This is a genomic window from Streptomyces lydicus (genome assembly GCF_000717345.1).
Lineage (GTDB): Bacteria > Actinomycetota > Actinomycetes > Streptomycetales > Streptomycetaceae > Streptomyces > Streptomyces lydicus.
Genome location: NZ_JNZA01000015.1, coordinates 128,503 through 154,032, shown reverse-complemented (window position 1 = coordinate 154,032; position 25,530 = coordinate 128,503). Strand labels below are relative to the sequence as shown.

Genomic DNA, 25,530 nt, shown 5'->3' with positions numbered 1-25,530 from the left:
CACCCACCCGGCACCGCCGCCCGTACGCGAGGGCGAACGCGGGCGTAGGGGCGCCCCAGGGGGCACCCCGGTCACCGGGCGCGCGGGCGGTACGCAAGCGCAACCACCCGCCGACAGTCGCGGCGGCCCGCGGCGGGCTACGCCGGCCGCATCCGGTACTCGTACCGCTCGGGGAGCGGGTGTTCGGTGCGGGCGCGGGTGCGGACGGTGTCGGTGACCGGGCCGCCGTCCGCGAGCAGCCGCTCGGCGATGGCGTACCAGGTGTCGCCGAGGGTCTCGTCGCCCTCCCGCAGGTCGGCGATCTCGAAGCCGGCGTCGAAGATCTCCCGGGCGGCGGCCGGCCGGCCCTGGGCGAGCCGGACCCGGGCGGTCAGCAACCGGAAGCACCCGCGGTCCAGTTCGGTCCGCGGCAGGCCGGCCAGCAGCGCGTCGGCGGCCTCGGTCCGGCCGGCCGCGAGCAGTGCGGGGACGGCCTCCCGGGCGAGCGCGGTGCGCACCGCGTGCCGGACGCGGGCGTGCGGGCCGCCCGCCGCGGCCGCGCGGGCCGCGGCGGCAGCGGCCTCCGCGTACCGGTCGGCGGCCCGGGCCGGCTCGCCCGCCGCGGACTCGGCGACGGCCAGGCAGTACAGCGGCAGCGCGCCGGCGCCGTGGGCGAGCGCGCGCTCCCAGCTGCGGACGGCCTGGGCCCGGTCCCCGGCCTGCCACTGGGCGAGGCCCAGGTGGTAGTCGGTGGCCGGGCCGGACGGCGCGGACTCCAGCAGTTCGCGCCAGGCCGGCGCCGTCAACGCCGCGCCGGGCAGCGGGTCCTCGGCGGGCAGGGTCCCGGTCCGCAGCAGCGTCAGCCAGGGTTCCTGCTCGGGCCCGAGGGTGGCCGCGGCGAAGGGCGTGCCGGGCAGGTCCAGGCCCGCCCGGGCGACCTCCAGCGCGCCCCAGCCGGAGCCGGTGGCCAGCGACTCCTTGGGTTCCCGGTCGGCGTACGGCAGCCAGGCGGCGTAGGCGGCGTCGACGTCCGCCCGCGGCAGGGCCGCCTCCAGCCGGTCCGCGACCTCGCCGCGGGCCGCCGCCCATTCCGTGCCGTGCACGGTCGCCGGGTCCGCCGCCAGCGGGCCGTACGCCTCCAGCCAGCTGAACTCGGCGCCGCCGTCGAGCGGCAGATGCTCCAGCTGGGTGCGGGCCAGCCCGGCCTGGATCTCGGCGTAGCCGCCGGTGCCCGGCTCGGTGAGCCAGCGCTGCCAGCGCCGCCCGGCCCGGCCGGCGCCCCACAGGAAGAGCTTGCGGCCGCGCAGCGTGTCGGTGGAGGTCTGCACCAGGCCGTGGCCTTCGGCGTCGAGCGAGGTGATCCAGCGGCGGGCGCCGTCGGGCAGGTCGTAGAAGTAGTCGGCGGGGAACTCGCTGCGCAGCGGGTAGGTCCGGTCCGCGCCGTCGCACTCCGGGACCGGGACGCGCCGCAGGGTCCGTTCGTAGCCGAAGTGCCAGGCTTCCTCGGCGGGCGCCAGGACGCGGCTGCCCTCCGCCTCGGGGACCGCGATGTTGGACCACCAGTAGACCGGGGCGGTGTGGTGGTGCGGGTTGCGGATCCGTACGCCCACGTAGAGGAAGTCGGAGCCGTCGGGCAGCCACAGGTCGACCTGGAAGGGCAGGTCGCGCAGCCGCTCCCACTCCCACAGCCGCAGCATCTCCCCGCCGTCCGGGGCGGGCACCCGGGCGGCGTGCAGCGGGGCGCAGGAGAGGGTGGTGTGGCCGGTGGCGCCGATGTTCCACTCGATGCCGCCGGAGAACCAGGCGCCGTTGAGCGCGAAGGCGGCGGGCTGGAGGACCGGGTTGCGGTAGAGCAGTTCGCGGCCGGTCGGCTTGTGGTGCAGGGAGTGCACGCGGCCGCCGAGGCCGGGCAGGACGGTGGCGCGCAACCGGTCGTTCTCGACGACCAGCGCGTCGAGGTCGGTGCTGCGGCGGTCCCGGCCGTAGCCGTCGCGCATCCGGGTCGGCAGGATCGAGCGCAGCGGCTGGTAGCCGAGCTGCCGGGCCATGTCGGCGGGCAGCCCGGCGTCCTCGGGTACGTCGACGCGGTGCAGGTCGTGGCCGCCGAGGAGGGCGGGGAGCGGGTTGTCCGGGCCGAGGGGGGCGGCGGGAAGGGTCAGGGTGGTGCGTCGCACACTCGTGGCCACGGCTGCCTCGCAATGCTGGACCGGGCCACCCCGGCTGCGGCGGCCTCCTGTTGACCATGGAACCCCGTGCCCGCCGGTCTGAACAGGGCCGTTCGCGGCCAGGTGCGGTCAGGGTTGCGCAAAGACGTCCTCAAGGAGGCCGGCGAGCAGGGCGGCACCGTCCCCCGACGGGTCGCGGTCCGGATCGTAGATCGTGACGTTGACGCCTGCACAGCGCGGCGAGGCCGCCAACGGGGCGAGCAGTGCGCGCAGTTCACCGGTCAGCAGCCCGCCGGGGTCGGGACTGTCGACGGCCGGCATGACGGAGGGGTCGAGGACGTCCGCGTCGAGGTGGATCCAGAAACCGTCGAGCGGGGGGCTCTGGAGGTGCTTCAGCGTGTCGCGGGCCACCGCGTCCGGGCCGCGCCGCCGGATCGCGCCGACCGGGGTGTGGCGGATGCCGAGCCCGGCCATCTCCTCCTGGTCCTCGTCCGCGTCGCGGATCCCCAGCACGCACACGTCCGCGTCGCGGACGTACGGCCGCAGTCCGTCGAGGTCGGTGAGGTCCGCCTGTCCGCGCCCGGTGATCTGCGCGACGCCCTCGCCGGCGGCGGCCCCCAGCGGACCCGACACGGCGACGTTCCCCGGGTGCCGGAAGTCGCCGTGCCCGTCCACATAGGCCACGCCGTAGCGGCCCAGCCTCCGCAGTCCGAGTACGGCACCGAGCAGGATGCTGCAGTCCCCGCCGAGCACCACGGGGAAGTCGCCGTCGCGTACGTGCCGCTCGACGCGGCCGGCCAGCTTGCGGGTGTAGCCGGCGAGGGCGGCGGCGTTGAAGTCCCCGTCCTCCCCCTCCCGCCACTCCCCCAGGTCGTAGCGCGGCGGCACCACCACCCCGCCCTCCAGCGCGCCGAGCCGGCGCAGCAGGCCCTGCTCGCGCAGTGCCCCGGCGAGCTTGTAGCAGCCGGGGACGCATCCGGGCGCGGGCGGCCGGAGCCCCAGGTTGGAGGGAGCATCAATGAGGACCGTGCGACGCATACGGAGATCCTCACACAGGTCACCCGGGAGGAACGGGGACTCGGGAAGATCCGCCGGGCCGGCTCGCCACGGCGTCGGGACCGGCCGGAAGGGCCGTCAGCGACCCGCCGGATCCTGCTGGTTGGCGAGCCGGGACGGCACGGCGGAGGACGACGCCCGCACGCGGCACGGGATCAGGCCGTCCCCTCCTCGGTCATTTCGCTGGTGATCGCCCAGCGCTCGTGGTCGCGCCAGGCGCCGTCGATGAAGAGGAAGTCCGGGGAGAAGCCCTCCAGGCGGAAGCCGGCCCGCTTGACCAGGGCGATCGACTGTTCGTTGGTCGGCTGGATGTTGACCTCCAGACGGTGCAGACCCAGCTCCGTGAACGCGTACCGCAGCACGAGGCGCAGGCCCTCGCTCATCAGGCCGCGGCCCGCCGCGTGCGCGAAGGCGCCGTAGCCGATCGCGCCGCAGCGGAAGGCGCCGTGCACGATGTTGTTGACGGTGAGGTAGCCGGCGATCCGGCCGCCGGGGAGTTCGCAGATCAGGAACCCTTCGCGGGTGGGTTCCCGGAGCCGGTCCAGGTAGCTGTCGTAGGCGTCGCCGGTGGCCGGCGGGAAGAGCCAGGGGTGGTGCAGTGCGGTGCTCTCCCGCGCGGCGGTGGTGAACTCTTCCCGGTCGGCGGCGGTGAAGGGCCGGATACCGACCCGTGGGCCCCGTGCCAGGTAGCGGTCGCTGGTCGTCATTCGCAAGAGCGTACGGAGCGACGGTGGGGGCCCGCCAGCCGGTGGGCGGCTACCGCCACACCGGCGCGTCGGCCGACAGGTGGCCCGGCGGGGACGCCCAGGTGGCCGGGGAACCGTCGAAGGTGACGGGCGGCAGGGCGTGGCGCAGCCGGCCGAGCGGGCTGTCGGTCTCCCCCAGGTGGGGCGCGGGGTCGTAGCCGGCGTCGCCGTCGGCCGGGTCCGCCGGGGCGAGGCCGTGGGTCAGCCACCGGGCGGTGCGGGCGAGCGCGAGCGTGGCGAGGAAGGAGCCGCCGGTGCGGGTCCGTTCGGTCAGTGCGCGCAGTACCGCGGCGGCCAGGAGGTAGCCGGTGCCGTGGTCCAGCGCCTGGGCGGGCAGGGCGCCGGGGGTGCCGCCGCGCGTCGCTCCGCCGCTGCTCCGGTGCGCGTCCTCGGCGTCGGCGCCGGGGCCCGCCTCGACGGCGGCGATGCCGGTGGCCACCTGCACCAGACTGTCGAAGCCGCGGCGCCCGGCCCACGGTCCGTCGTCGCCCCAGGCGGACAGCCGGGCCACGACCAGTCCGGGGCGGCGCGCGGCCAGCGCCTCGGGGGTGAGGCCGAAGCGGTCCAGCGCGCCCGGGCGGTAGCCGCTCACCACGACGTCGGCGCCGGCCAGCAGTTCCTCGAAGGCGGCCCGGCCGGCCCGCGAGCCGAGGTCCAGCGCGGTGGAACGCTTGCCGAAACCGGTGTCGCTGTGGGCGTCCTGACTCTCCGGCAGCTGGGGCGCGTCGATCCGCAGCACGTCCGCGCCGAGCAGCGCGAGCGTGCGGGTGGCGACCGGGCCGGCGATGACGCGGGTGAGGTCGAGGACCCGGAGCCCGGCGGCCGGCAGCGTCGCACCGCCGGCCGTCGGCGGCAGCGGGCGCGGCGGTGTGCCGGCGCCCGGGGTGCCCGGGCCGTCGAGGGCTTCGAGGGTGAGCAGCGGGTGGGCCGCGACCGCCACGCCCTGGGGGTGCGCCGCCCACTCCTCGGGGCTGCGGGCCGCCACGGCGAGGCCGCCCGCCGCGTGGACGGTCTCCTCGATCTCCTCGGCCCGGCGGCCGGCCAGCACGGTCCCGACCTCCGGCACACCTGCGGTCGCGGGCAGGTCCAGGGCGCGCAGCAACCGGGCGCGGTGGTGCGGGTAGTTGGCGTGGGTGCGCACCCAGCCGTCGGCGGTGCGCCAGAACCGGGAGAGCGGCGCGAACGTGTCGGGGGTGCGGCCGTCGATCCGCAGCCGGCGCTCACTGAGGAAGGCGGTGGCGACCGCGCCGTCCTCGACCCGTACGGCGGGGACCGGGCCGCCGTCCCGGCGGGCGGCCAGTTCGGCCGCGGCCAGCGCGCAGACCGCGACCGTCGCCCGGGCCAGCGGCATGACGGGGAGCCGGGCCGGCAGCAGGCCGGGCGGCCCGCCGTAGGAGATCCGTCCGGTCAGCGCCGGGTCGCCGCCGAGCGCCCGCCACGCCTGCTCCGTACCGTCCCGCCCACCGCTGCCCCGTTGCCCCATGCCCGCAGTGTGGCACGGCGCCGGGTTCAGGCCCGCGCCGCTTCCCGTTCCGCCGCGCTCGGTGCGGCGAGCGCCAGCCGTCGGTGGAAGCGGCGCAGCATCAGCCGGGCCATGACGGGGTGGACGTGGCGTACCAGGGCGAAGTAGAGCCGGCCGGCGGTGTTGTGGAGGCGGACGACGGTGCCGAGCGTGACCGTGCCGTCCGCGACGAGGATCGAGGCGCGGAAGTCCAGGTGGCGGGCGTCCTCGCCGAGCAGGATCTCACCGCCGGCCCGACCGACGACCGGGAAGGACGCGCCCAGCAGCACCCCCTCCCAGGCTTCCGGTTCGCGTGGCATCCCCGGCAGCAGCCTCATCTGCCAGGCGTCCCGGAAGTCGGTGCGCGGGAAGGCCCGGTGAGCCAGCCGGGCGGCGGCGGGGAGTTCGACGGCGCGGGGGCGTTCCCAGCGCAGCCGGTGGAGCAGCCGGACGCGGGCCGGACGGCGGGCCGGGGTGGCCGGGGCACGGCCGGTCGCGGCCCGTTCGAGGTTGTCGAAGAGTTCCTCGACGACCGTGCCGTGCACGGCACGGATCACCAGCGACCACAACAGGCGGCGGGCGAAGGGGAGTTGGCTGCGCAGTACGTGTTCCACCCGGCAGCTGGCGGGCGTCAGCGGGTGCACGGTGATCTCATGCCAGCCGTCCTGGCCGCCGGTGAAGGCGAAGCGGATACGGCGGCCCGGCTCGTAGGCGTCGACGCGGTAGCGGACGGGGCCGTGTCCGCCGTCGGCGCCGACGCCCAGCGGGCGGTCGAAGCGCATGGCCGGCCAGACGGGCGTCGGGAAGAGCGGGTCCCGGTCGCCGCCGAGCCGGTCGAGCAGGGCGCCGACGGCCTCGGCCGGGGCGGCGACGGTGCGGGCATGGACGTCTCTGACGGTACGCACGGAGCGCCTCCATACGGTTGCGTATGTTTGACCGTACGGTAGCGTATGGACATGGCACGACAGCGGGCGAGGGAAGCGGGCGGCGGCGCGGCACGGCAGCGGCTGACCGCCCGGGACTGGGCCGACGCGGCCCTCACAGCCATCGGGGAGGGCGGCCTCGCGGCGGTGGCGGTGGAGCCGCTGGCCGCCCGGCTGGGCGCAACGAAGGGCAGTTTCTACTGGCACTTCGCCAATCGGGACGCGCTGATCGAGGCGGCGCTGGAGCGCTGGGAGGAGGTCGGCACGGAGGCCGTCATCACCGAGCTCGAGGCCGAACCCGACCCCGCCGGGCGGCTGCGCCGGCTGCTGCGGCGGGCCATGGACGGGGCCGCGGAAGACCCCCTGGAGGTCTCCCTGCTCGCCACCGCGGGGCAGCCGCGGGTCGCCGCGGCGCTCACCCGGGTCACCGAGCGGCGGCTCGCCTATCTCGCCTCACTGTTCGCCGAGGTGGGGTTCACCGAGGACGAGGCACGGCGCCGCGCCCTGCTCGCGTACACCGCCTACCTGGGCCACACCCAGCTGGGGCACGCGGTCCCGCAGAGCCTGCCGGCCGGCGCCGCGCATGAGCGCTATCTCGACGGGGTGATCGACACGCTGGTGCGCCCGGCCCGATCCCCGAAGAAGGAGAAAGAGCCGAACTCGTCCGGAAATTAACCAAGTTGGCCGAACTGCGCGTAGACGATCTCGGTGCCCCCGGCATGAAGTGGAGATCAGCGCGGCCCATACGGCGCGCTTCAGCGTTGACATCTCACCCACGAGCGGGTTCGAGTCCACTCCAACCCCTCGGGCACGGGAGGATTTCGTGGCCGAAGCAATCCCCTACTTCCAGGACCGCAGCTGTCCGTATCACCCGCCGGCCGGCTACCGGCCGCTGCGCGAGGCCGGGCCGCTGACCCATGTCACGTTCTACGACGGCCGCAAGGTATGGGCGGTGACCGGCCACGCCGAGGCCCGGACGCTGCTGAGCGACCAGCGGCTGTCCGCCGACCGGCAGAACCCGGCCTTCCCGATACCGGTCGAGCGCTTCGCGGCGCTCCGCCGGGTGCGCACCCCGCTGATCGGGGTGGACGACCCGGAGCACAACACCCAGCGCCGGATGCTGATCCCCAGCTTCAGCACCAAGCGGGTGGCCGCCCTGCGGCCGGAGATCCAGCGGATCGTGGACGAACTGCTCGACCGGATGCTGGCGCAGGGCCCGCCCGCCGAGCTGGTCTCCGCCTTCGCGCTGCCGGTCCCGTCCATGGTGATCTGCTCGCTGCTCGGCGTCCCGTACGCGGACCACGAGTTCTTCGAGGAGGAGTCCCGGCACCTGCTGCGCGGGCAGACGGCCGAGGAGGCGGAGGACGCCCGGATCGCGCTGGAGGAGTACTTCACCGGGCTGATCGCGCACAAGGAGAAGAACCCGGGCGACGGACTGCTCGACGAGCTGATCGCGGACCGGCTGCGGGCCGGCTCCCTGGAGCACGAGGAACTGGTCCGGCTCGCCATGATCCTGCTGGTGGCCGGCCACGAGACCACCGCCAACATGATCTCGCTCGGCACCTTCACCCTCCTCGAACACCCCGATGAGCTGGCCCGGTTGACGGCCGAGGAGAGCCTGATGCCGGCCGCCGTCGAGGAGCTGCTGCGGTTCCTGTCGATCGCCGACGGCATGCTGCGGGTGGCGAAGGAGGACATCGAGATCGGCGGGACGGTGATCCGCGCCGACGACGGGGTGCTGTTCCCCACCTCCCTGATCAACCGGGACGACACGGCCTATCCGTCGCCGGACCGGCTCGACCTCAGCCGCTCCGCCCGCCACCACGTCGCGTTCGGTTTCGGCATCCACCAGTGTCTGGGCCAGAACCTCGCCCGGGCCGAGATGGAGATCGCCCTGCGCTCCCTGTTCGCCCGGATCCCGGATCTGCGACTCGCCGTGCCGGCTGCCGAGATTCCGTTCAAGCCGGGAGACACTCTGCAAGGAATGATCGAACTGCCGCTGGCCTGGTAGCGGCCAGGTCGGCGGACGACCGAAAGGGGTCCGGAATGCGGATCACCATCGACAGCAACGTCTGTATCGGCGCCGGCCAGTGCGCCCTGACCGCTCCGGGGGTGTTCACCCAGGACGACGACGGTTTCGGCGCCCTGCAGCCCGGCCGCGAGGACGGCGCGGGCGACCCGCTGGTGCGGGAGGCCGCCCGCGCCTGCCCCGTGCAGGCCATCACGGTCACGGACGACTGAGCCACCCCCTTCGCGGCCGGTGCGGCCGCTGCGCGCGGAGAGCCGGCCCCGGCCCCCGCGGCGCACCCGACACCCACCGCCCCTGACGTCATCCCTACGGCATCCACCCCATCCGCTACCGCAACACCCCTTGCGTGACGGGCAGTTCGAGGACCCCGGTGTCCCCGGGCGCGCTGGTGACCGTCACCGGCTTCACGCCGCGATTGCCCGCATAGGCGTCGTCGCTCGCGGCGAGGACCAGGCGCAGTCGGTGCCCCGGCCCGTAGCGGTGCACGATGCCCGGCAGTTCCACGGTGAACCGCCGGGTCACATCGGGCACCCGGGCCGGGGCCACCAACCGGTGCACCAGCGTCTTCCTGCCGTCCGGCGCGACATCGTAGAGCTTGGCGAAGAGCACCAGCTTGTCGGCCGCGTCCGAGGAGTTCTGCACCTGCTCCGTCCGCGGCGAGACCACCTTCAGCGTCACCCTGGGCGCGCCCACCACGTCCACCGGCCGGCCGGTCACCGGTGCGGACGTCCAGTCCAGGAAGGTGCCCCTGGCGTCGAACGGCTCGGGGTCCTTGAGGCCGAGCAGGCCCGACAGCGAGCTCTCCGAGTGGCTGGTGGCGACCCGCAGATTGCGGTACGTACGGCTGCCGCGCGCCACTTTGCCGCGCGCGCCGACGAGCTTGCCGTCGCCGGAGAGGTAGAGCCGCAGGTTCGCCGCCGGGACGGCGGACGCGGTCCCGTAGGCGGACCCGCCGGTCACCCAGTCCCGGTAGTACGCGAACGCCGGGCCGGTGCCGGCCGCCGTGCGGTGGCGCAGATACCGGTCGAACCAGGAGAGGATCCGCCGCCCGACGTAGCTGTCCGTCAAGTTGCCCTTCGCCAGGTCGAGTTCGCCCTTCGCGGGGTGCTTCATGCCCCCGCTGTGGCCCCACGACTGCCAGATCATCCGGGCCGGGGTGCCCTGAGCGGTGAGGGCGCGGTAGGTGGCGGTCGCCTCGTTGAGGTTGAAGAGGGTGTCGGCCTGGCCCTGGACCAGCAGCGTCGGCGCCTTGACCGACTTCAGGTAGGAGACCGGGGAGACGCTGCGCGCGTAGTCGAGCATCGCCTTGGTCTTCTCGGCCGGATAGCGGCCCGAATCCAGCAGCCGCTTGGTCTCGCAGGCCCGCGCGACGAAGTGCAGACAGCCCGCGCCGCCGGTCCGCGACCGGTCCAGATTCGGGTGCAGCAGCCCCTGCGCCTCGCCGAGCAGGAAGAACCCGTCGGTCCACTGCCACTTGTACGCACCGGGCAGCGGCCCGCTCACCCCGTGCGTCCGGCCGGCGTTGTCCGGGTCGAGGGAGTAGGAGAGGTCGTTCCAGGTGATGAGCGGGACCAGGGCGTCGACGCGGTGGTCGACCGCCGCGGTGGCCAGCTGGATCGCGCCGCCGTAGGAGCCGCCGATCATCCCGGCCCGCGGATCGCCCGCGCCGTCCGTGACGACGTAGTCGATGCGGGTGCCGTTGTCGGCCGTACGGGTGCCGGCCAGCAGGTCGAGCAGTCCGCTCGCCGCCCGGCCGTCGATCCGCGGGTCGTCGAGCGAGATCGGGCACCCGGTCTTGCCGAAGCCGAGGCCGGACCAGGCCAGCGCCACATAGCCGCGGGCGGCGAAGGACTTGGCGATGGCATCGGTGGAACCGTCGGCCTTGCTGCCGCCGAAGCCGTTGGTGGTGAGCACGGCGGGCGCCGGGTGCGCGGCATCGACGCCGGCCGGGCGGTAGACGTCCGCGTCCAGGGAGCAGGTGCGCTCCCCCGCGCGGACGGTGACCTTCAGGGCGCTGACCTTGTACGGGTCGGCGGCCGCGGCCGCGGGGGCACTCTGAAGGAGGGGCGCGGCGAGGGCGCCGGCGGCCAGCAGGGCGAGGGACGTGCGGAGTACGGGGCGGGACACGGCTCGGGACTCGCTGGGCACCAGGACCTCCACAAGGACACGTCGTACCAGCCAGTCGGTAACGGCGCGCTCATGTTGTGACACGAGTAACGGACGTGTCAACGCTCCCGGCACGCGTCTCTGTTAGGACGTCCGTTCACCACCGTCCCCTGGGCGGGGCGGAGTTGGGACGTACCGTGCGGCCGCGGTCCGCCGGGGTCAGGTGAGCGCCGGGACGGCGCAGCGGAGGGTGCCCGCCGTGGCGTCCAGCTCGGCGGCGACGCCCAGCGGAACGGTCAGCGCGGAGGCGCCGTGCCCGAAGCCGAACTCCTCGGCCACCGGCACGCCGAGACCGCCCAGCCGGTCCACCAGCACCTCCCGCACCCGCTCGTAGGGACCGCACTGCGCCCAGGAGCCGAGCAGGATCCCGGCGACGCCGTCCAGCCAGCCGGCGCGCAGCAGCTGGGTCAGCGCCCGGTCGATGCGGTACGGCGGCTCCCCGACGTCCTCCAGGAGCAGCAGGGCGCCCGCCGCGCCGGGCCGGGCCCGCGGCGTGCCCAGCTCGCTGGCGAGCATGGCCAGACAGCCGCCGGCGGTGATCCCGCGGGCGCGGCCGGGCACCAGCGGCCGGGACGACGGGGAGACGAGCGTACGGACGGTCTCCGGCACGAAGAGCATGCGGCGCAGCTGCTCGCGGGTGGCGTCGTCCTTGAGGAAGACCTCGCCCGCGACGGCCGGCCCGTGCAGGGTGGACACCCCGGCGCGGACCGCGAACGCCTCGTGCAGCACGGTCACGTCGCTGAAGCCGATCAGCGGTTTGGGGTCCGCGGCCCTGATGGCGTCCCAGTCCAGCAGGTCGACCATCCGCTGGGCGCCGTAGCCGCCGCGCGCCGCGAAGACCGCCTTGACGGACGGGTCGCACCAGGCGTCCTGGAAGTCGCGGGCCCGGTCCGCGTCGCTGCCCGCGAGATGTCCCAGGACGGGGTGGACGTCCCCGACGTGCGGTGCGGGGACCGGGTCGAGGTCCCAGCCGCGCAGCACGTCCAGGCCGCGGTCCAGCCGCTCCGGCAGGATCGGGCCGCTGGGCGCGAGCACCACGACCCGGTCGCCGGCCCGCAGCCGCGGCGGCCGGCGCAGCCCGTCGGTCGTCGCGCCCGTCATCGGTCCAGCTCCAGTGCGGGCACGTCGTCGCGGCGGAAGCCGAAGGTCTGGGCGTAGAGGGAGAGTTCGGCCTCGATCGCCCGGACGATGGTGTCCGCACGGCGGAAGCCGTGCCCCTCGCCCGGGAACGTCAGATAGGCGTGCGGGATGCCGCGCCCGGCCACCGCGGCGAGGAAGCGTTCGCACTGGGCGGGCGGGCAGATCACGTCGTCCAGGCCCTGGAGCAGCAGGAACGGGGCGGTGATCCGGTCGGCGCGGTGCAGCGGCGAGCGCTCGCGGTAGCGGTCGGGGACGTCGGCGAGCGGGCCGATCAGCGACTCCAGGTACTGCGATTCGAAGTCATGGGTCTCACCGGTGGCCCAGCCGGCCAGGTCCAGGACCGGGTAGCTGATGGTGCCGCAGGCGTAGAGGTCGGTGGCGGTCAGTGAGGCGGCCGTGGTCCAGCCGCCGGCGCTGCCGCCGCGGAGGGCCAGGCGGGCGGGGTCGGCGGTGCCCTCGTCGGCGAGTGCCCGGGCGACGGCGGCGCAGTCCTCGACGTCCACCACGCCCCACTGCCCGCGCAGCCGCTCGCGGTAGGCGCGGCCGTAGCCCGTCGAGCCGCCGTAGTTGACCTCGGCGACGCCGATGCCGCGGGAGGTGAAGTAGGCGATCTCCAGGTCGAGCACCATGGGGGCGTGGCTGGTGGGGCCGCCGTGCGCCCACACCACGAAGGGCGGCAACTCGCCCTCGGGGGCGGTGTGGTCGGGGTGGTGCGGCGGATGGATGTGGGCGTGGACCTCCCTCCCGTCGGGGCCGCTGAAGGTACGGCTCCGGGGCCGGGAGTAGTAGGCGGGGTCGACGACGTCGACGTGCCGGCGGGCGATCACCCGGGCGCGGCCGGTGCAGGTGTCCAGCTCGACGATCTCGTACGCGCTGTGCGGGCCGGCGGCGATGCCGATGACCCGGCTGCCGTGCGCGGCGAGGGTGGGCGCCCACTCCGTCCACGGGCCCGCCGCGTCGACGAGGTCCCCGGCGACCGGGTCGAGGATGCCGAGGGCGGTGGCGCCGCGGCCGTGGATGACGGCGAGGGTGCCGTTCTCCAGCGGCAGGAACCAGCGCTGTCCGAGGTTCCACAGCGGGCCGGCGAACTCCTCCTCACGGCCGGGGCACAGGGCGTGGCGCACCGGGCCGCCGTCGCCGGCCGCGTCGAGGTCCAGGCGCTGCAGCTCCCACCAGCCGCCGAGGTCCGAGGCGCACAGCAGCGAGCCGTCCGGGGCCCACTCGACCTGCGGGACGGATTCGCCGCTCCCGCCGGTGCCCGGCGTACCGGAGCCGCCGAGGGCCCCGGCGACCGGCCGGACGTCCTTGAACGCGCCCTCGGCGGTGACCTGGGCCAGCATCACCAGGGTGCCGTCCCAGGGCATGTGCGGGTGGTCCCAGGCGAGCCAGGCGACCCGCCGCCCGTCGGGTGAGCGGCGCGGGCCGGTGACGAAGCGGTGCCGGTCGTCGCTCAACTCCCGTACGGAGGAACGTCGTTCGGCTGCCGAGCCGTCGAGCGGCACGGCCGCGATCACCCGGCGCACCTCGGTCGGCCGGTCGCCGGTGAACTCCTCCAGGACGCACCACACCTCGCCGCGCTCCGGGCACAGCACCGGGTCGGCCCAGCGCAGTCCGCCGCCGGTGCCGGAGAGCGGGGTGAGCGGGCGCGGCGCGGCGCCGCTGTCGGGTTCGTAGGCGTAGAGCCGCTGGTCGGTGAAGTCGCTGAAGACGACGAGCGGGCCGCGTGCGGTGACCGTGCCGGCCCAGGGCTGGCCGCCGTACTCCAGCACCCGGCTGCGGACGTTCCAGGGCGCGGGCAGCACCGACGCGCACCGGCCGTCGGGCCGGCGGCGGACCAGGGCCCGCCGGCCGCCCTCGGCGGGCCGCGGCTCGGTCCACCACACCTCGTCGCCGACCATGCCGACGAAGGCCGGCCGGCCGTCGTGCGCCGCGACCGTGCCGGCGTCTACCGGTGACGGCCAGGTGCCGTAGGGAGCGGTGGTGACCATGGTGCGATTCCTCTCGTCCACCGGTCGGGCAGTGCGCGGCGCGGGGTCAGGCCGCGCGCAGGAAGTGATCGAGCACCCGGACCCCGAAGTGCAGCCCCTCGACCGGTACGCACTCGTCCACGCCGTGGAAGAGCGCCTGGTAGTCGAAGCCCTCGGGCAGCTTCAGCGGCGAGAAGCCGTAGCCGGTGATGCCCAGCCGGGAGAACTGCTTGGCGTCCGTGCCGCCGGACATGCAGTACGGCACGACGTGGCCGTCCGGGTCGAAGCGTTCGATCGACGCCCGCATCGCGGCGTAGGTCGGGGAGTCGACCGGGGCCTCCAGGGCGACCTCGCCGTGGTGGTAGTCCCAGCTGACCTCGGGCCCGGTGAGTTCGTCCATGGTCGTACGGAACTCCGCCTCGCCGCCGGGGACCACCCGGCCGTCCACATAGGCGACGGCCGACCCCGGGATCACATTGACCTTGTAACCGGCCGTCAGCATCGTCGGGTTGGCGCTGTTGCGGACGGTCGGCTCGACCAGCTTGGCGGACGGGCCGAGCTTGCCCAGCAGCGCGTCGACGTCGCAGTCCGGTGCCTCGACGTCCACCTCGATGGCGTGCAGCGCGGCGAGTTCGCGCAGGGCGGCTCGCACGGTCGGGGTGAGCCGGACCGGCCACTCGTGCTCGCCGATCCGGGCGACGGCGGCCGCGATCCGGCTGACGGCGTTGTCGCGGTTGACCTTCGATCCGTGCCCGGCCCGGCCGCGGGCGGTCAGCTTCAGCCAGGCCGTGCCGCGCTCGCCGGCCGCGATCGGGTAGAGCTGCATGCCGCCACCGGCGTGGAAGGTGAAGGCGCCGGACTCGCTGATGCCTTCGGTGCAGCCCTCGAAGAGGTTGGCGTGGTGGTCGGCCAGGAAGCCCGAGCCGTCCTCGGCGCTGGCCTCCTCGTCGGCGGTGAAGGCCAGCACGATGTCCCGCCGCGGCCGTACGCCGGTGCGCGCCCACTGCCGTACTGCGGCGAGCACCATCGCGTCCATGTTCTTCATGTCGATGGCGCCCCGGCCCCAGACCACGCCGTCGCGGACCTCCCCCGAGAAGGGGTGCACGCTCCAGTCGGCGGGCTCGGCGGGCACCACGTCCAGATGGCCGTGGACCAGCAGCGCATCCGCCGCGGGGTCGGTGCCGGCGATCCGGGCGACGACGTTGGTGCGTCCCTTGCTGCGCTCCAGCAGCGTCGGTTCGATGCCCGCGTCGGCCAGCCGCTCGGCGACGTACTCGGCGGCCGGGCGCTCACGGCAGGCGCCGTCGCCGGCGTTGCTGGTGTCGATCCGGATCAGGTCGGAGGTGAAGCGCACCACCTCGTCCAGCGCCTGCCGGTCCACCCCGGCCGCCTGCCCGGCGACGGGGTCCGCGGTCCTTGCGACCTCAGCCATATTGTTCCTCCACGGCCGACGAGACGACGGTGGTCACCGTCTTGAAGCACCGGATGGCTTCGTACATGTTCTGACTGGTATACGCCACGCGGCGTTCCCCGCTGCGCTCCACGCCGGGCACGCAGGTCGCCGCGCCCACCAGATGCTCGGCGTCGAACTCCAACTCGAAGCGGAACGGGCCGCGCCGGGCGGGTTCATGACGTACCGCGAGCGCCGCGCCCTTGCGGGCGGCGGCCCGGATGTCGGCGGCCGTGCGGGCCGGTGGCCGGCAGACCGCGGCGTAGCGCGACACATAGTCCTTGACCGCCACCCCGGGGGCCTGCGGGGCGTAGCCCAGGGCGTCCTGGCAGGTGCGGTCGTCGCCGGTGACCAGCACGACGGGCACGCCGTACTCGGCGACCACAAGGGAGTTGAGGTAGCCCTCGCTCGCCCGGGTGCCGTCGACCCAGACGCCGGTGAGCGAGTTGGCGAGGTAGGTGTGCGCGAGGACGCCCTCGGTACCGGCCCCGGTGTGGTAGCCGACGAAGGCGATGCCGTCGACGTCGCCGTGCTGGACGCCCTCGACCATGCTCAGCGACTTGTGCTTGCCGGTGAGCATCTGCGCCCGCTCGTCGAGCTGTTCCAGCAGCAGATTGCGCATGGACCAGTGCGCCTCGTTGACCAGGACCTCATCGGCGCCACCGTCGAAGAATCCGACAATCGCCGCATTCACGTCGGACGTGAACATATGGCGGCAGCGCTCCCACTGCGGCGTACCGGGAAGCACGTCGGCGGGCCAGGTCACGCCGGTCGCGCCTTCCATATCGGCGGAGATGAGGATCTTCACATTCACCAGTCCTATCGCAGCTAGGAGGCGGTACGCACGAGTCCTGACATCACTCGTTCACAACGGTTTCGAGGGCGCCGGGTGGGACTTGTCCACCCTAACCAGGCGCCCGCGAGTGACACCCCGTCCAGCCCCTTTCAGGGCCGCACTGTTGGCCGCAACACCACTCACAGCAGGGCTCCGGAGTCCCCGAATGCTCGTGTGGCGCACGATCCCACACAGTTTCTGTCGCAAAGCGGAAGGACTTCCGCCAGAATTCCGATCGAGTACCGACGGACTTCTGTCAGCTGCCGACGGCACTTGCCCGGTGAGGTAGAACATGCCGGACCGGCCTCCCACATGATGAGACAGAGGCAGAAATATGAGCAACGCACTCAACGGCGTTCGGTTAGCACAGCCCGACGACATGCGGGCCGACACCGATGAAGAGCAGCTGTCCAGGCTCACCGAACTGATCACACAGACTCTTTGCGAACGCAATCCGCGCTTCCGGGAACTACTGGAGCACGGCGCCCACCCCCAGGTCACCCGGCTGATCGCGGAGGTACTGCGCGGCGGCCGGCCGCTGCCCGAGACCGTGCGGGCGGTCATGCTGCGCAGCGGCACCGACCTCCACCTCGTCGCGTCCGCGCTGGGCGACTGCCTCGTCAGCGGCCCCGGCGAGGCTCCCGGCCTGCTGATCCCCGGCGCACTCGCCGACGGCCCGGACGGCCGGGCCCGGCTCAAGGGCGTGCTGCGCCACCGCGCGGCCGCGGTCGGTCACGCCGTGCCGGCGCAGGACGCCGCGGCCTCCGTACGCTCGGCGTCCCGGCTGCTGGACCTGGCCTCCGCGCACGACGGCCCCGACGCCGGCGTGATGTTCGTCGACGACCACCTCTCCTCACTGATCCTCCTGGAGGACGAATCGCTGACCCGCACCCTGATCGCCCGCCGGCTGAGCCCGCTCGCGGGACTGTCGGCGGAGCGGTGCGAGCGACTGGAGGCCACGCTGCTGGCGTGGCTGGGCGGCATGGGGGCGCCCGAGGTGGCCAAGGCGCTCAGCATCCATCCGCAGACGGTGCGCTACCGGATGCGCCAGCTGGAGAAGCTGTTCGGCGCCCGGCTCCGCGATCCGCGGACCCGCTTCGAGATCGAGATGGCGCTGCGCTGCCGGCGGCTGATCGCGGGCGCGCACCACCGCCGGGCAGCCGCGGCCCGCCGCCGGGTCCCCCGCCAGCGCCGCCCCGTGCCCCGCCCCTAGGAGGCCCCCGGGAAGCCCGCCCCGATCTGTCCGGTTTGGCGAATGTCACACGCCACCCCACGTCGCAAATATGGACAATTCACCCCGCTCGCCCGGGGTGCCCGCTCGTGCGCCACGTATCGTCCAGCCTCATGCACGGAACCCGCACCTCGACCTGGACGCGCCGCGGGCTGGCCGCGGCGGCGGCCGCCGGATCGCTGCTCACGGTGCTCACCTCGGCCTCCTCCGCCTCTGCCGCGGCCGTCACCGCCGACGCCCGGCTCGACGGCAGCAAGGTCGTGTGCACCTCGAAGAAGCCCGGGCTGGCCCCGACGCTGTCCCACGACATCGCCGACGCCCTCGACGGCCGCAAGGGCGCCTCGGCGCTGGCCGTCTACGACCGGCACACCGGGACGCACTGCGAGTTCCGGGCCGGCTCCCGCTTCGACTCGGCGAGCGTGGTCAAGGTCACCGTGCTCGGGGCGCTGCTGCGGCAGGCCCAGGAGGCGCACCGCGCGCTGACCCCGCAGGAGGTCCGGCTGACCACCGCCATGATCACCAAGTCGGACAACGCCTCGACCGACGCGCTGTGGCACCGGCTCGGGCCCGCGGCGGTCCGGCACTTCCTGGCCCTGGCCGGGATGCGGGACACCGTTCCCGGCCAGGGCGGGTCCTGGGGTCTCACCCAGATCACCGCCGCCGACCAGCTCACGCTGATGCAGCTGCTCACCACGGACAACACCGTGCTCACCCCGGCCTCCCGCGGCTACGCGCTCGACCTGATGCACCGGGTCGCCCCCGACCAGCGCTGGGGCGTACCCGCCGGTGCGCCGGCCTCGGCGAGCGTGCACGTCAAGAACGGCTGGCTGCCGCGCACGGCCGGCGGCTGGCGGGTGCACAGCGTCGGCACCTTCACCGACAACGGTCACGACTACGGGATGGCCGTGCTCTCCACCGGAAGCCGCACCATGGGCGACGGCGTGGCCACCGTCGAGAGTGCCGCCCGCGTCGTCCACCGCGACCTTCAGGGCTGACCGCCGCCCGGCACCGGCCCACCTCCGCGCGGGGCAGCTCCGCCCCTGCACCTGAACACGGGCGAACTCCCGTAGCAGCGGCAGCAGTTCACGCCCGGACAGCCGCCGGCCCGCAACCGGGCTGCTCCGAGGCGTCGTTGGCGACGAAGACCGCGATCCGCCGGGTGGCGGGCGCGCCGTGCTTCTCGTCCCGGGGGCCGATCACCCGCGCAGGCAGCCGCCGCTGCCTGAACTCCCCCGCGCGGTACAACTATGCACTCGCCCGGGTGACCCGCCGCCCGATCGCCCCCGCGGGCCACCGAACGGCGATATCAACGCCCAATGACGCAGGCAGACCTCACGGGGGTTCCCGAGACGGCGTTGTGGACGCTCCATCACCGGGCCGCCGAAGCCGCTCGCCCCGACACGGTGCTGCCCGACCCTCGCGCCGTACGGCTCGTCGCCGAGCTGGACTTCCCCTTCCGGGAGCGGCTGGGCGCCGTCCGCCCCTGGGTGGCGCAGGCCATCGCCCTGCGCGCCCTCGGCTTCGACCGGGTGGTGCGTGACTTCCTCGCCACCCACCCGGACGGCACGGTGATCGCGCTCGGCGAAGGACTGGAGACCCAGTTCTGGCGGGTGGACAACGGTCGCGTCCGGTGGGTCGGCGTCGATCTGGCCGGCCCGCTGGTGCTGCGCGAGCGCGTCCTGCCGCACGGGCCGCGGCAGCGACTCATCGCCTGCGACGTCCGCGCCACCGCGTGGATGGCGGACATCGATGCCTCCCGCGGTGTCCTGGTGACCGCGCAGGGCCTGCTGATGTACCTGCAACGGGCCCAGGCCATCCGGCTGCTCGCCGCCTGCGCCGGGGCGTTCCCCGGCGGCACGATGGTGTTCGACACCGTCTCCCGGCGCTTCAGCGCCCGCACCCGTGCCGGGGCGAAGGGGCCGGGCGGCCACCGTCTGCCCGCGATGTCCTGGGGCATGGACGCGCACGAGCGGGACCTGCTGCGCACCGCCCATCCGGCCATCACGGAGGTGGCCGACGTGCCCCTGCCGGCCGGCCGTGGCCTGGTCGGCTATCTCGCGCCGCGCGCCGGGACCCTGCCGCTGCTCCGCGGCGACCGCCCGCTCATCACCCGGCTTCGCTTCGGGCCCGGTCCACGCCCCGGAGAAACTCCGCCACCCGCTCGGCGATCCGCTCCGGACCCGCATCACTGACCGCGCGTGACGCCTCCGGCCACACCTCGGCCGTGGCGTGGCGCAGCGTACGCGCCCGGGCCGCGCCGGGGCCGGGAAGCAGACCTTGAAGTCCCGCGTGCCGGAGGCGCTCAGCCGCCCTCGATGTGCTCCGCGACGATCCGCTCGAACGCCGCCGCGTCGCGGAACGCCCCGATCCGCCGCCGTGCCCCTTCCGGCCCGATCCGGGGCACCGGAAAGTCGACCTCCACCACGGCGCCCGCTCCACCCGCTTCCTGCCCCCGAAATTCGTTACGAGGGAGGGAAGTTCAGCCCTTCAGCCGGCTCAGCCGCTCACCCCCTCAGCCTTCCGTGCCCGCCGCGTCGAGGAAGGCCGCCACGGTCGCGGAGAAGCCGGCGGGGTCGTCGAGCCACGGGAAGTGGCCGGCGCCCGGCTGGACGGTCAGTTCGGCGCGGGGGAACGCCTCGGCGACGGTGGCGGCTACGCGGGGCAGCGGCCCGCCGTCCCATGCGCCGGCCAGGACCAGGACCGGCGCGTCCAGCCGTGCGAGGGCGGCGCGGGCGGTGGCGGGATCGAAGGCGCCGGCGGTGGCGTAGCGCTCCGCGGCCGGCTCGTTGGTCTGGGCCACCTCGTCGGCGGCGTGTGCCCGGGCGGCGGCGTCCCAACGGCCGTAGAAGAACGGCATCGCGGCGTCCCAGTCGGCATCGGTCGCGGAACCGGTCCAGAGGGCGTCGAAGGCGGCACGGGCGCCGGGGAACCACGGTTCGGCCGCGCGCAGGTCGGCCGCCTCTTGGCGGTGCTCGACGGTGAAGTCGACGCCCAGGGCGCGGGCCCGCGAGGCGACCAGGGTGAGGGAGCGGACGCGGTGCGGGTGGCGGGCCGCGTGGAGCAGGGCGAGGTCGCCGGCCGCGGAGTGCGCGAGGATGTCGACGCGGGACAGCCCGAGGTGCTCGCGCAGCGCCTCGACGTCGTCGACCTGCCGGTCACAGCGGTAGGTCGCCGGGTCGGTGGGGACGCCGGAGTCGCCGGTGCCGCGCAGGTCGAGCCGGACCAGCCGGCGGTGCCGCGACAGGCCGCCGAGATCGCCGAGGTAGGCGGAGGCGCGCATGGGGCCGCCGGGGAGGCAGAGCAGGGGTTCGCCCTCCCCCACGAGGTGATAGGCGAGGGCGGTGCCGTCGGGTGCGGTGAAGGTGGGCATGGCGTCATGATCGACACCGCGCGATGATCTTGGCAAGGGGCGTGCGGCGCGACGGACGGCGGCGAGCGCCGCCGGCCGCCGCGCCGGGAGGCGGACGCTCAGTCCTCGTGACCGAGTTGCAGGTCCCGTTCGGTGCGGCCGCCGCCGGCCACCTGGAGGACGGTGGCCACCGGTGGGTACCCGGCGGCGATCACGGTGTACTCACCGGCCGACAGGTCCACGAAGCGGAACAGCCCGTCGGCGGCGGTGGTGGCGGTGTCGACGACGTTGCCGGCGGCGTCCAGGAGGGTGACCCGGGCGTCCTCGACCGGACGTCCGCCGCCGGCCCGTACCGTCCCGCGCAGCACCGCCCCGCCGGCGAGTTCGATGTCCTGCCGGGTCTCCCGGGACGCCTGGACGGTGACCGGCAGGGCGGCCGGCCGGAACGCCGGGGCGCTGGAGGCGAGGGTGTACTCGCCGGCCACCAACTCCCCGATCACATAGGCGCCTTCACGGCCGCTGCGGGTGGTCGCGACGACCTCGCCGCGGACGTCGGTGAGGGTGACCATGGCGTCGCGGACGGGCGTGCCGTCGGCGGTGGTGACGGTGCCCGCGAGGCGCCCGGCGCCGCCGAGCACCACGTCCAGCTCGACCGGCCGCTCGCCGACGGTGACGCTGACCGCCTGCGGCTGGTGCCCGCCGGCCGCCGCGATGAGCACGTACGAGCCGGTGCCCGGCGTGCTCAGCGCGTACCGCCCGTCCTCGCCGGTGGCGCCGCGGCCGATCTGCCGCCCGGCGACATCGATCAGGGTGAGTGCGGCGCGCGGCACGATGGAGCCGTCGTGGTGCTGGACGGTGCCGCAGACGGGGACGCCGGAGTGGCCGGCCGCCGCGTAGGCGTGGGCCTTTCGGTAACTGCTCGCGGATCCACGGGAGTTGACCGGCGGCTGGTCGGCGGGCGGGCGGGCCTGCGGCACGGCGGCGGTGTCGGCCCCGTCGCCGTACGGCGGGTGCGGGGTCGGGGCGGCCTGCGGGGCATGGGAGGTGTGGGACACCAGCGGTTTCTCTTTCAGGAAGACGGCGAGCACGAAGCCCAGGACGAGCACCGGCACGAGGTAGAAGAAGATCCCCGGCATGGCGTGTGCGTAGGCGGCGACATAGCTGTCGCGCAGCGAGGCGGGCAGCGCGCGCACCAGTTGCGGGGTGATCGACTCCGGATCGGGCAGCCGCGTCGACGCCGGCAGCCGGTCGTCGAGCCGGCGGGCCAGCCGGTCGGCGAGGAGGGTGCCGAAGAGGGCCGCGCCGACGCTGCCGCCGATCTGCCGGAAGTAGTTGGTGGCGCTGGTCGCGGTCCCCAGGTCGGAGCGGCGTACGGAGTTCTGCACGGCGAGCACCAGCACCGGCAGCACGCAGCCGATGCCGAGGCCGAGGATCCCCATCCAGAGGCTGTACTCCTCGCGCGGGGTGTCCTGCCGGAGTCGCGTCAGCAGCCACATCCCCACCGCGGCCGCCGCGCAGCCCAGGAGGGGGAAGACCTTGTAGTGGCCGGTGCGGCTGATCAGCCGGCCGGAGACGACGGAGGCCAGCACGATGCCGCCCATCATGGGCAGCATCAGCAGACCGGACGCGGTGGCGGAGGCGCCGTCGACCATCTGCAGGAAGGTCGGCAGGTAGCTCGCCGCGCCGAAGAGCGCGAGTCCGACGGCGGCACCGATCAGGCCGGTGATGTTGAAGACCGAGTCGCGGAACAGCCGCAGCGGGACGAGCGGTTCGCTGGCGAAGTACTCGACGGCCAGGAACAGCAGGGCGGTGCCGAGCGCTCCGGCGCCGAGGCCGAGGATGACGCGCGAGTTCCAGGCGTACTCGGTGCCGCCCCAACTGGTCAGCAGCACCAGGCAGGTGGAGAAGGCGGCGAGCAGCAGCGCGCCGGCGATGTCCAGTTTAGGGCGGCCGGCGGGCCGGGGCAGCTTGAGGACGAAGGCGATGAGCAGCAGCGTCAGCGCGCCGAACGGGACGTTCAGGTAGAAGCACCAGCGCCAGGAGACGTGGTCGGTGCAGAATCCGCCGACCAGCGGCCCGGCCACGGAGGCGATGCCGAAGGCCGCGCCGATCAGTCCCAGGTAGCGGCCGCGGGCCCGGGGCGGTACGAGGTCGGCGATGATCGCCTGCACGCCGATCATGAGCCCGCCGCCGCCGGCGCCCTGGACGGCCCGGAAGAGCACCAGCTCGTGCATCGTGCGGGACCAGCCGGTCAGCGCCGAGCCGGCGGTGAAGACGAGGATGGCGAAGAGGAAGACGGGCTTGCGGCCGAAGAGGTCGCCGAGCTTGCCGTACAGCGGCAGGCCGATGGTCGAGGCGAGGAGATAGGAGGTCACCGCCCACGACATCGTGCCCAGGCCGTGCAGCTCGCCGACGATCTTCGGGAGCGCGGTGGCGACCACGGTCTGGTCGAGGGCCGCGAGCAGCAGCGTGAGCATCAGCCCGAGGAAGACCGCGCGGAAGCGGCGCGGGCTGAGCGCCACCGGCGCGCCCCCGCCCGGCCCGGCCGCTCGCGTCGCGGCGGCCGGAGCCGTCGTCGCGCCGGGTGCGGGCGGGCCGGTCCGGCCGGCCCGCGCGCTCAGGGTGGTCCCGCCCACGTGCTGCTCCCCTCGTCACGCCTGTTGCCGCCCAATTACTCGCATCGGGCGACAACAGCGATCAAGCGGGACGAAGGGGGATCTGCCGGGCGGGACCGGACGTCAAGTACCTTGCCCCGGGCGCCCATTGGGCTCCCATCAGGGCTTTCGGTACGGATGCGTTCCGACGGGCCGCACGCTTCGGCTCACCGGAAACCACCCGAACCGGTGAGTGTGACGACACGCGCCCAAGGTGACGGAAGTGACGCGGCGTCACTTCTCCATGTGAGCGGCGAGCTTGTCGAGGAGCGCGTCGTAGATCCGTCCGAGGCCCTTCGGCGCGAAGGTCTTCTCGAAGAAGCCGCCGACACCGCCGGCACCCTGCCAGGTCGTGGTGACGACGACCTTGGCGCGCTTCTCACCGGCCGGGGTGACGACCCAGGTGGTCACCATGGAGGAGTTGCGGTCCTTCTCGACGAGCTGGCCGTCGGTCGGCTCGTCGACCTCCAGCAGGCAGTCGCGCACCCGCTTGCTGGTGGCCTGGAGCTTCCAGTGGACGAGGGTGCCCTTGCCGTCGCCGCCCTCGCGGACCTCGTACTCGCTGAAGTGCTCCGGCAGCAGCTGCCGGCGCGTACCGGCGTAGTCGGCGAGCGCGTCGAACACGTCCTCCGGGTCCGCCGCGATCTCGCGCTGCGTGGTGGCCTCGACCTGCCCCATGTGCGTCTTCCTCCAGTAGTCGGCTGCCGCTCCTGCGATGCGCCGCCAAGCCAACCACCACTGGGGGGCACGCCCAAAATCCGGGTTGACGAACCACAAGGGAACACATGTTCTATTATGGCGGACGGGGGGTCGTCAGGATCCAGAAGGAGGCCCGATGCGCTGGGAAAATCTGGGCGAAAGTCCCTCCGCGCTGTTCGGCACGGATGTCGTCAGCCGGACGATCGACACCCCCGAGTTCCACGGGATCACCTTCCACGAGGTACGCGCCCGCTCGATCGTCAACCGCGTACCGGGCGCCTCCCGGATGCCGTTCGAATGGACGGTGAACCCCTACCGCGGGTGCAGTCATGCCTGCGTCTACTGCTTCGCCCGCAAGACGCACAGCTATCTGGACCTGGACACCGGGCTGGGCTTCGACTCCCAGATCGTGGTGAAGGTCAACGCCCCCGAACTGCTCCGCCGCGAGCTGACCGGGCGCCGCTGGCGCGGCGACCACATAGCGATGGGCACGAACGTCGACTGCTACCAGCGCGCCGAGGGCCGCTACCGCCTGATGCCCGGCATCCTCGCGGCGCTGCGCGACCACGCCAACCCGTTCTCGATCCTCACCAAGGGCACGCTGATCCTGCGCGACCTGGAGCTGCTCCGGCAGGCCGCCGCGGTCACCGACATCGGCATCTCGGTCTCCGTCGGCTTCCTGGACCGGGAGCTGTGGCGCACGGTCGAGCCGGGCACCCCGGCACCGGAACGCCGGCTGGACGTGGTGCGTACGCTCACCGCGCACGGCATCCCGTGCGGTGTCCTGATGGCCCCGGTGATCCCGTTCCTCGGCGACTCCCCGGAGCAGCTGCGGGCCACGGTCCGGGCCGTCGCGGAGGCGGGCGCGGGCTCCGTCACCCCGCTCGTCCTGCACCTGCGGCCCGGTGCCCGGGAGTGGTTCATGGCGTGGCTGGGCCACCACCACCCCCGGCTGGTGCGGCGCTACGAGGCGATGTACGCGGACGGCGCCTACGCCCCCAAGTGGTACCAGCGCCGGATCACCCGCCAGGTCCACGAACTCGCCACGGAGTACGGCATCGGGCCGACCCGGCCGGGCGCGGCCCGCCGCATCCCGCCGACCCCGGCCCCCGCGGCCGGCCGAGCGGCCGAAACCGCGGCGGAACCCACCCAGTTGACCCTGCTCTGACGCCTGACGCCTGACGCCTGACGGCGGCCCGGTGGGGCCGTCGCCCGCTCACCCCGCGGGGACCACCCCGTCCAGGGCCCGCGCCAGACGGTCGCGCGCCTCCGTCTGGGCGGCGATCCGCTCGTCGAGGGCGGCGAGCCGCTCACGGGCGATCCGCAGCCCCTCGGCGGACGGCGGCGCGGTGGTCATGTCGCCGTCCAGGCACGCGAGGAAGCACCGGACGTCGGCGAGGGTGAGCCCGGCCGTCAGCAGATGCCGGATGTTGCGCACCCGTACGGCCGTGCGCGCGTCGTAGACGCGATAGCCGTTGGCGGCCCGCTCGCAGGCGATCAGCCCCTCGCGCTCGTAATGGCGCAGCGCGCGCGGCGACGCACCGGTGATCCGCGCCAGCTCGCCGATCCGCATCAGGGCTCCTTCCGTGGGCCGCCGGTTTCCGCACCGTTCTACAGGACGGCCGGCGGACGGGGCCCGT

The 25,530-nt window shown here is 74.1% G+C and carries 22 protein-coding genes; 7 read left to right on the top strand and 15 right to left on the bottom strand.

Translation table 11 applies throughout. The features are described 5' to 3' along the window. Positions 1 to 137 precede the first annotated feature (137 nt). The 5 genes from OO62_RS16995 to OO62_RS16975 form a co-directional block, all read right to left on the bottom strand. Positions 138 to 2,165, bottom strand: coding sequence for a DUF5107 domain-containing protein (locus OO62_RS16995; protein WP_033268257.1), 2,028 nt, complete (start codon positions 2,163 to 2,165; stop codon positions 138 to 140). Positions 2,166 to 2,273: 108 nt separating this feature from the next. Further along, the gene (locus tag OO62_RS16990; protein WP_033268256.1) at positions 2,274 to 3,182 is read right to left on the bottom strand and encodes an arginase family protein; all 909 of its coding nucleotides are present in this window, start codon (positions 3,180 to 3,182) and stop codon (positions 2,274 to 2,276) included. Positions 3,183 to 3,355: 173 nt separating this feature from the next. Next, positions 3,356 to 3,907, bottom strand: coding sequence for a GNAT family N-acetyltransferase (locus OO62_RS16985; protein ID WP_033268255.1), 552 nt, complete (start codon positions 3,905 to 3,907; stop codon positions 3,356 to 3,358). A 49-nt stretch (positions 3,908 to 3,956) separates the two neighbouring features. Further along, a complete protein-coding gene (locus tag OO62_RS16980) occupies positions 3,957 to 5,459 on the bottom strand; it encodes a CoA transferase (RefSeq protein WP_266105150.1) in 1,503 nt (500 codons plus the stop codon). Continuing rightward, positions 5,456 to 6,352 carry a DUF2867 domain-containing protein gene (locus OO62_RS16975; RefSeq protein ID WP_033268253.1) on the bottom strand — a complete coding sequence of 299 codons (897 nt, stop codon included), beginning with the start codon at positions 6,350 to 6,352 and terminating at the stop codon, positions 5,456 to 5,458. Before OO62_RS16975 ends, OO62_RS16980 begins: the two co-directional genes overlap by 4 nt. A gap of 45 nt (positions 6,353 to 6,397) precedes the next feature. On the opposite strand from OO62_RS16975, the gene OO62_RS16970 reads away from it, so the two are divergent. The 3 genes from OO62_RS16970 to OO62_RS16960 all read left to right on the top strand — a co-directional run bounded on the left by OO62_RS16970 (position 6,398) and on the right by OO62_RS16960 (position 8,611). Then, on the top strand, positions 6,398 to 7,045 hold the full coding sequence (locus tag OO62_RS16970; RefSeq protein WP_033268252.1) for a TetR/AcrR family transcriptional regulator: 648 nt from the start codon (positions 6,398 to 6,400) through the stop codon (positions 7,043 to 7,045). Positions 7,046 to 7,193: 148 nt separating this feature from the next. Beyond that, a complete protein-coding gene (locus tag OO62_RS16965; protein WP_033268251.1) occupies positions 7,194 to 8,381 on the top strand; it encodes a cytochrome P450 in 1,188 nt (395 codons plus the stop codon). 35 nt (positions 8,382 to 8,416) lie between these two features. Then, positions 8,417 to 8,611 carry a ferredoxin gene (locus OO62_RS16960; RefSeq protein WP_033268250.1) on the top strand — a complete coding sequence of 65 codons (195 nt, stop codon included), beginning with the start codon at positions 8,417 to 8,419 and terminating at the stop codon, positions 8,609 to 8,611. Between the two features lie 115 nt (positions 8,612 to 8,726). On the opposite strand, the gene OO62_RS16955 is transcribed toward OO62_RS16960, so the two are convergent. From OO62_RS16955 to OO62_RS16935, 5 genes are all read right to left on the bottom strand, one after another. Further along, positions 8,727 to 10,547: a CocE/NonD family hydrolase gene (locus tag OO62_RS16955; RefSeq protein ID WP_228332572.1), complete on the bottom strand. Its 1,821-nt coding sequence runs from the start codon at positions 10,545 to 10,547 to the stop codon at positions 8,727 to 8,729. A gap of 177 nt (positions 10,548 to 10,724) precedes the next feature. After that, a complete protein-coding gene (locus OO62_RS16950; RefSeq protein ID WP_033268249.1) occupies positions 10,725 to 11,666 on the bottom strand; it encodes a S66 peptidase family protein in 942 nt (313 codons plus the stop codon). After that, a complete protein-coding gene (locus OO62_RS16945; protein ID WP_033268248.1) occupies positions 11,663 to 13,693 on the bottom strand; it encodes a S9 family peptidase in 2,031 nt (676 codons plus the stop codon). The genes OO62_RS16950 and OO62_RS16945 overlap by 4 nt, the downstream gene beginning before the upstream one ends. Positions 13,694 to 13,739: 46 nt before the next feature. After that, positions 13,740 to 15,104 carry a M20/M25/M40 family metallo-hydrolase gene (locus OO62_RS16940; RefSeq protein WP_051733303.1) on the bottom strand — a complete coding sequence of 455 codons (1,365 nt, stop codon included), beginning with the start codon at positions 15,102 to 15,104 and terminating at the stop codon, positions 13,740 to 13,742. Continuing rightward, positions 15,097 to 15,930, bottom strand: coding sequence for a M55 family metallopeptidase (locus tag OO62_RS16935; protein WP_033268334.1), 834 nt, complete (start codon positions 15,928 to 15,930; stop codon positions 15,097 to 15,099). Before OO62_RS16935 ends, OO62_RS16940 begins: the two co-directional genes overlap by 8 nt. 361 nt (positions 15,931 to 16,291) lie before the next feature. Between OO62_RS16935 and OO62_RS16930 the strand changes: the two genes are divergently transcribed. The 3 genes from OO62_RS16930 to OO62_RS16920 all read left to right on the top strand — a co-directional run bounded on the left by OO62_RS16930 (position 16,292) and on the right by OO62_RS16920 (position 19,380). Then, positions 16,292 to 17,170, top strand: coding sequence for a PucR family transcriptional regulator (locus OO62_RS16930; RefSeq protein WP_033268247.1), 879 nt, complete (start codon positions 16,292 to 16,294; stop codon positions 17,168 to 17,170). 131 nt (positions 17,171 to 17,301) lie between these two features. Continuing rightward, positions 17,302 to 18,183, top strand: a complete 882-nt coding sequence (locus tag OO62_RS16925; RefSeq protein ID WP_033268246.1) for a serine hydrolase — start codon at positions 17,302 to 17,304, stop codon at positions 18,181 to 18,183. Positions 18,184 to 18,504: 321 nt separating this feature from the next. Next, positions 18,505 to 19,380: a class I SAM-dependent methyltransferase gene (locus tag OO62_RS16920; protein ID WP_078617210.1), complete on the top strand. Its 876-nt coding sequence runs from the start codon at positions 18,505 to 18,507 to the stop codon at positions 19,378 to 19,380. A 110-nt stretch (positions 19,381 to 19,490) separates the two neighbouring features. On the opposite strand, the gene OO62_RS41340 is transcribed toward OO62_RS16920, so the two are convergent. The 4 genes from OO62_RS41340 to OO62_RS16905 all read right to left on the bottom strand — a co-directional run bounded on the left by OO62_RS41340 (position 19,491) and on the right by OO62_RS16905 (position 23,869). Further along, positions 19,491 to 19,613, bottom strand: a complete 123-nt coding sequence (locus OO62_RS41340) for a hypothetical protein (protein ID WP_266105138.1) — start codon at positions 19,611 to 19,613, stop codon at positions 19,491 to 19,493. An 87-nt stretch (positions 19,614 to 19,700) separates the two neighbouring features. Then, entirely contained in the window at positions 19,701 to 20,558 is an 858-nt protein-coding gene (locus OO62_RS16915; protein ID WP_033268245.1) for an alpha/beta fold hydrolase, read from the bottom strand. A gap of 98 nt (positions 20,559 to 20,656) precedes the next feature. After that, positions 20,657 to 23,173, bottom strand: coding sequence for an MFS transporter (locus OO62_RS16910; protein WP_033268244.1), 2,517 nt, complete (start codon positions 23,171 to 23,173; stop codon positions 20,657 to 20,659). Between the two features lie 252 nt (positions 23,174 to 23,425). Further along, entirely contained in the window at positions 23,426 to 23,869 is a 444-nt protein-coding gene (locus OO62_RS16905) for an SRPBCC family protein (protein WP_033268243.1), read from the bottom strand. A gap of 157 nt (positions 23,870 to 24,026) precedes the next feature. Between OO62_RS16905 and OO62_RS16900 the strand changes: the two genes are divergently transcribed. Beyond that, on the top strand, positions 24,027 to 25,058 hold the full coding sequence (locus tag OO62_RS16900) for an Rv2578c family radical SAM protein (protein WP_033268242.1): 1,032 nt from the start codon (positions 24,027 to 24,029) through the stop codon (positions 25,056 to 25,058). Between the two features lie 48 nt (positions 25,059 to 25,106). Here the strand turns inward: OO62_RS16900 and OO62_RS16895 are convergent, their stop codons facing one another. Continuing rightward, positions 25,107 to 25,463 (bottom strand): MerR family transcriptional regulator, encoded by a 357-nt coding sequence (locus OO62_RS16895; protein ID WP_033268241.1) that lies wholly within the window; start codon positions 25,461 to 25,463, stop codon positions 25,107 to 25,109. Positions 25,464 to 25,530 lie beyond the last annotated feature (67 nt).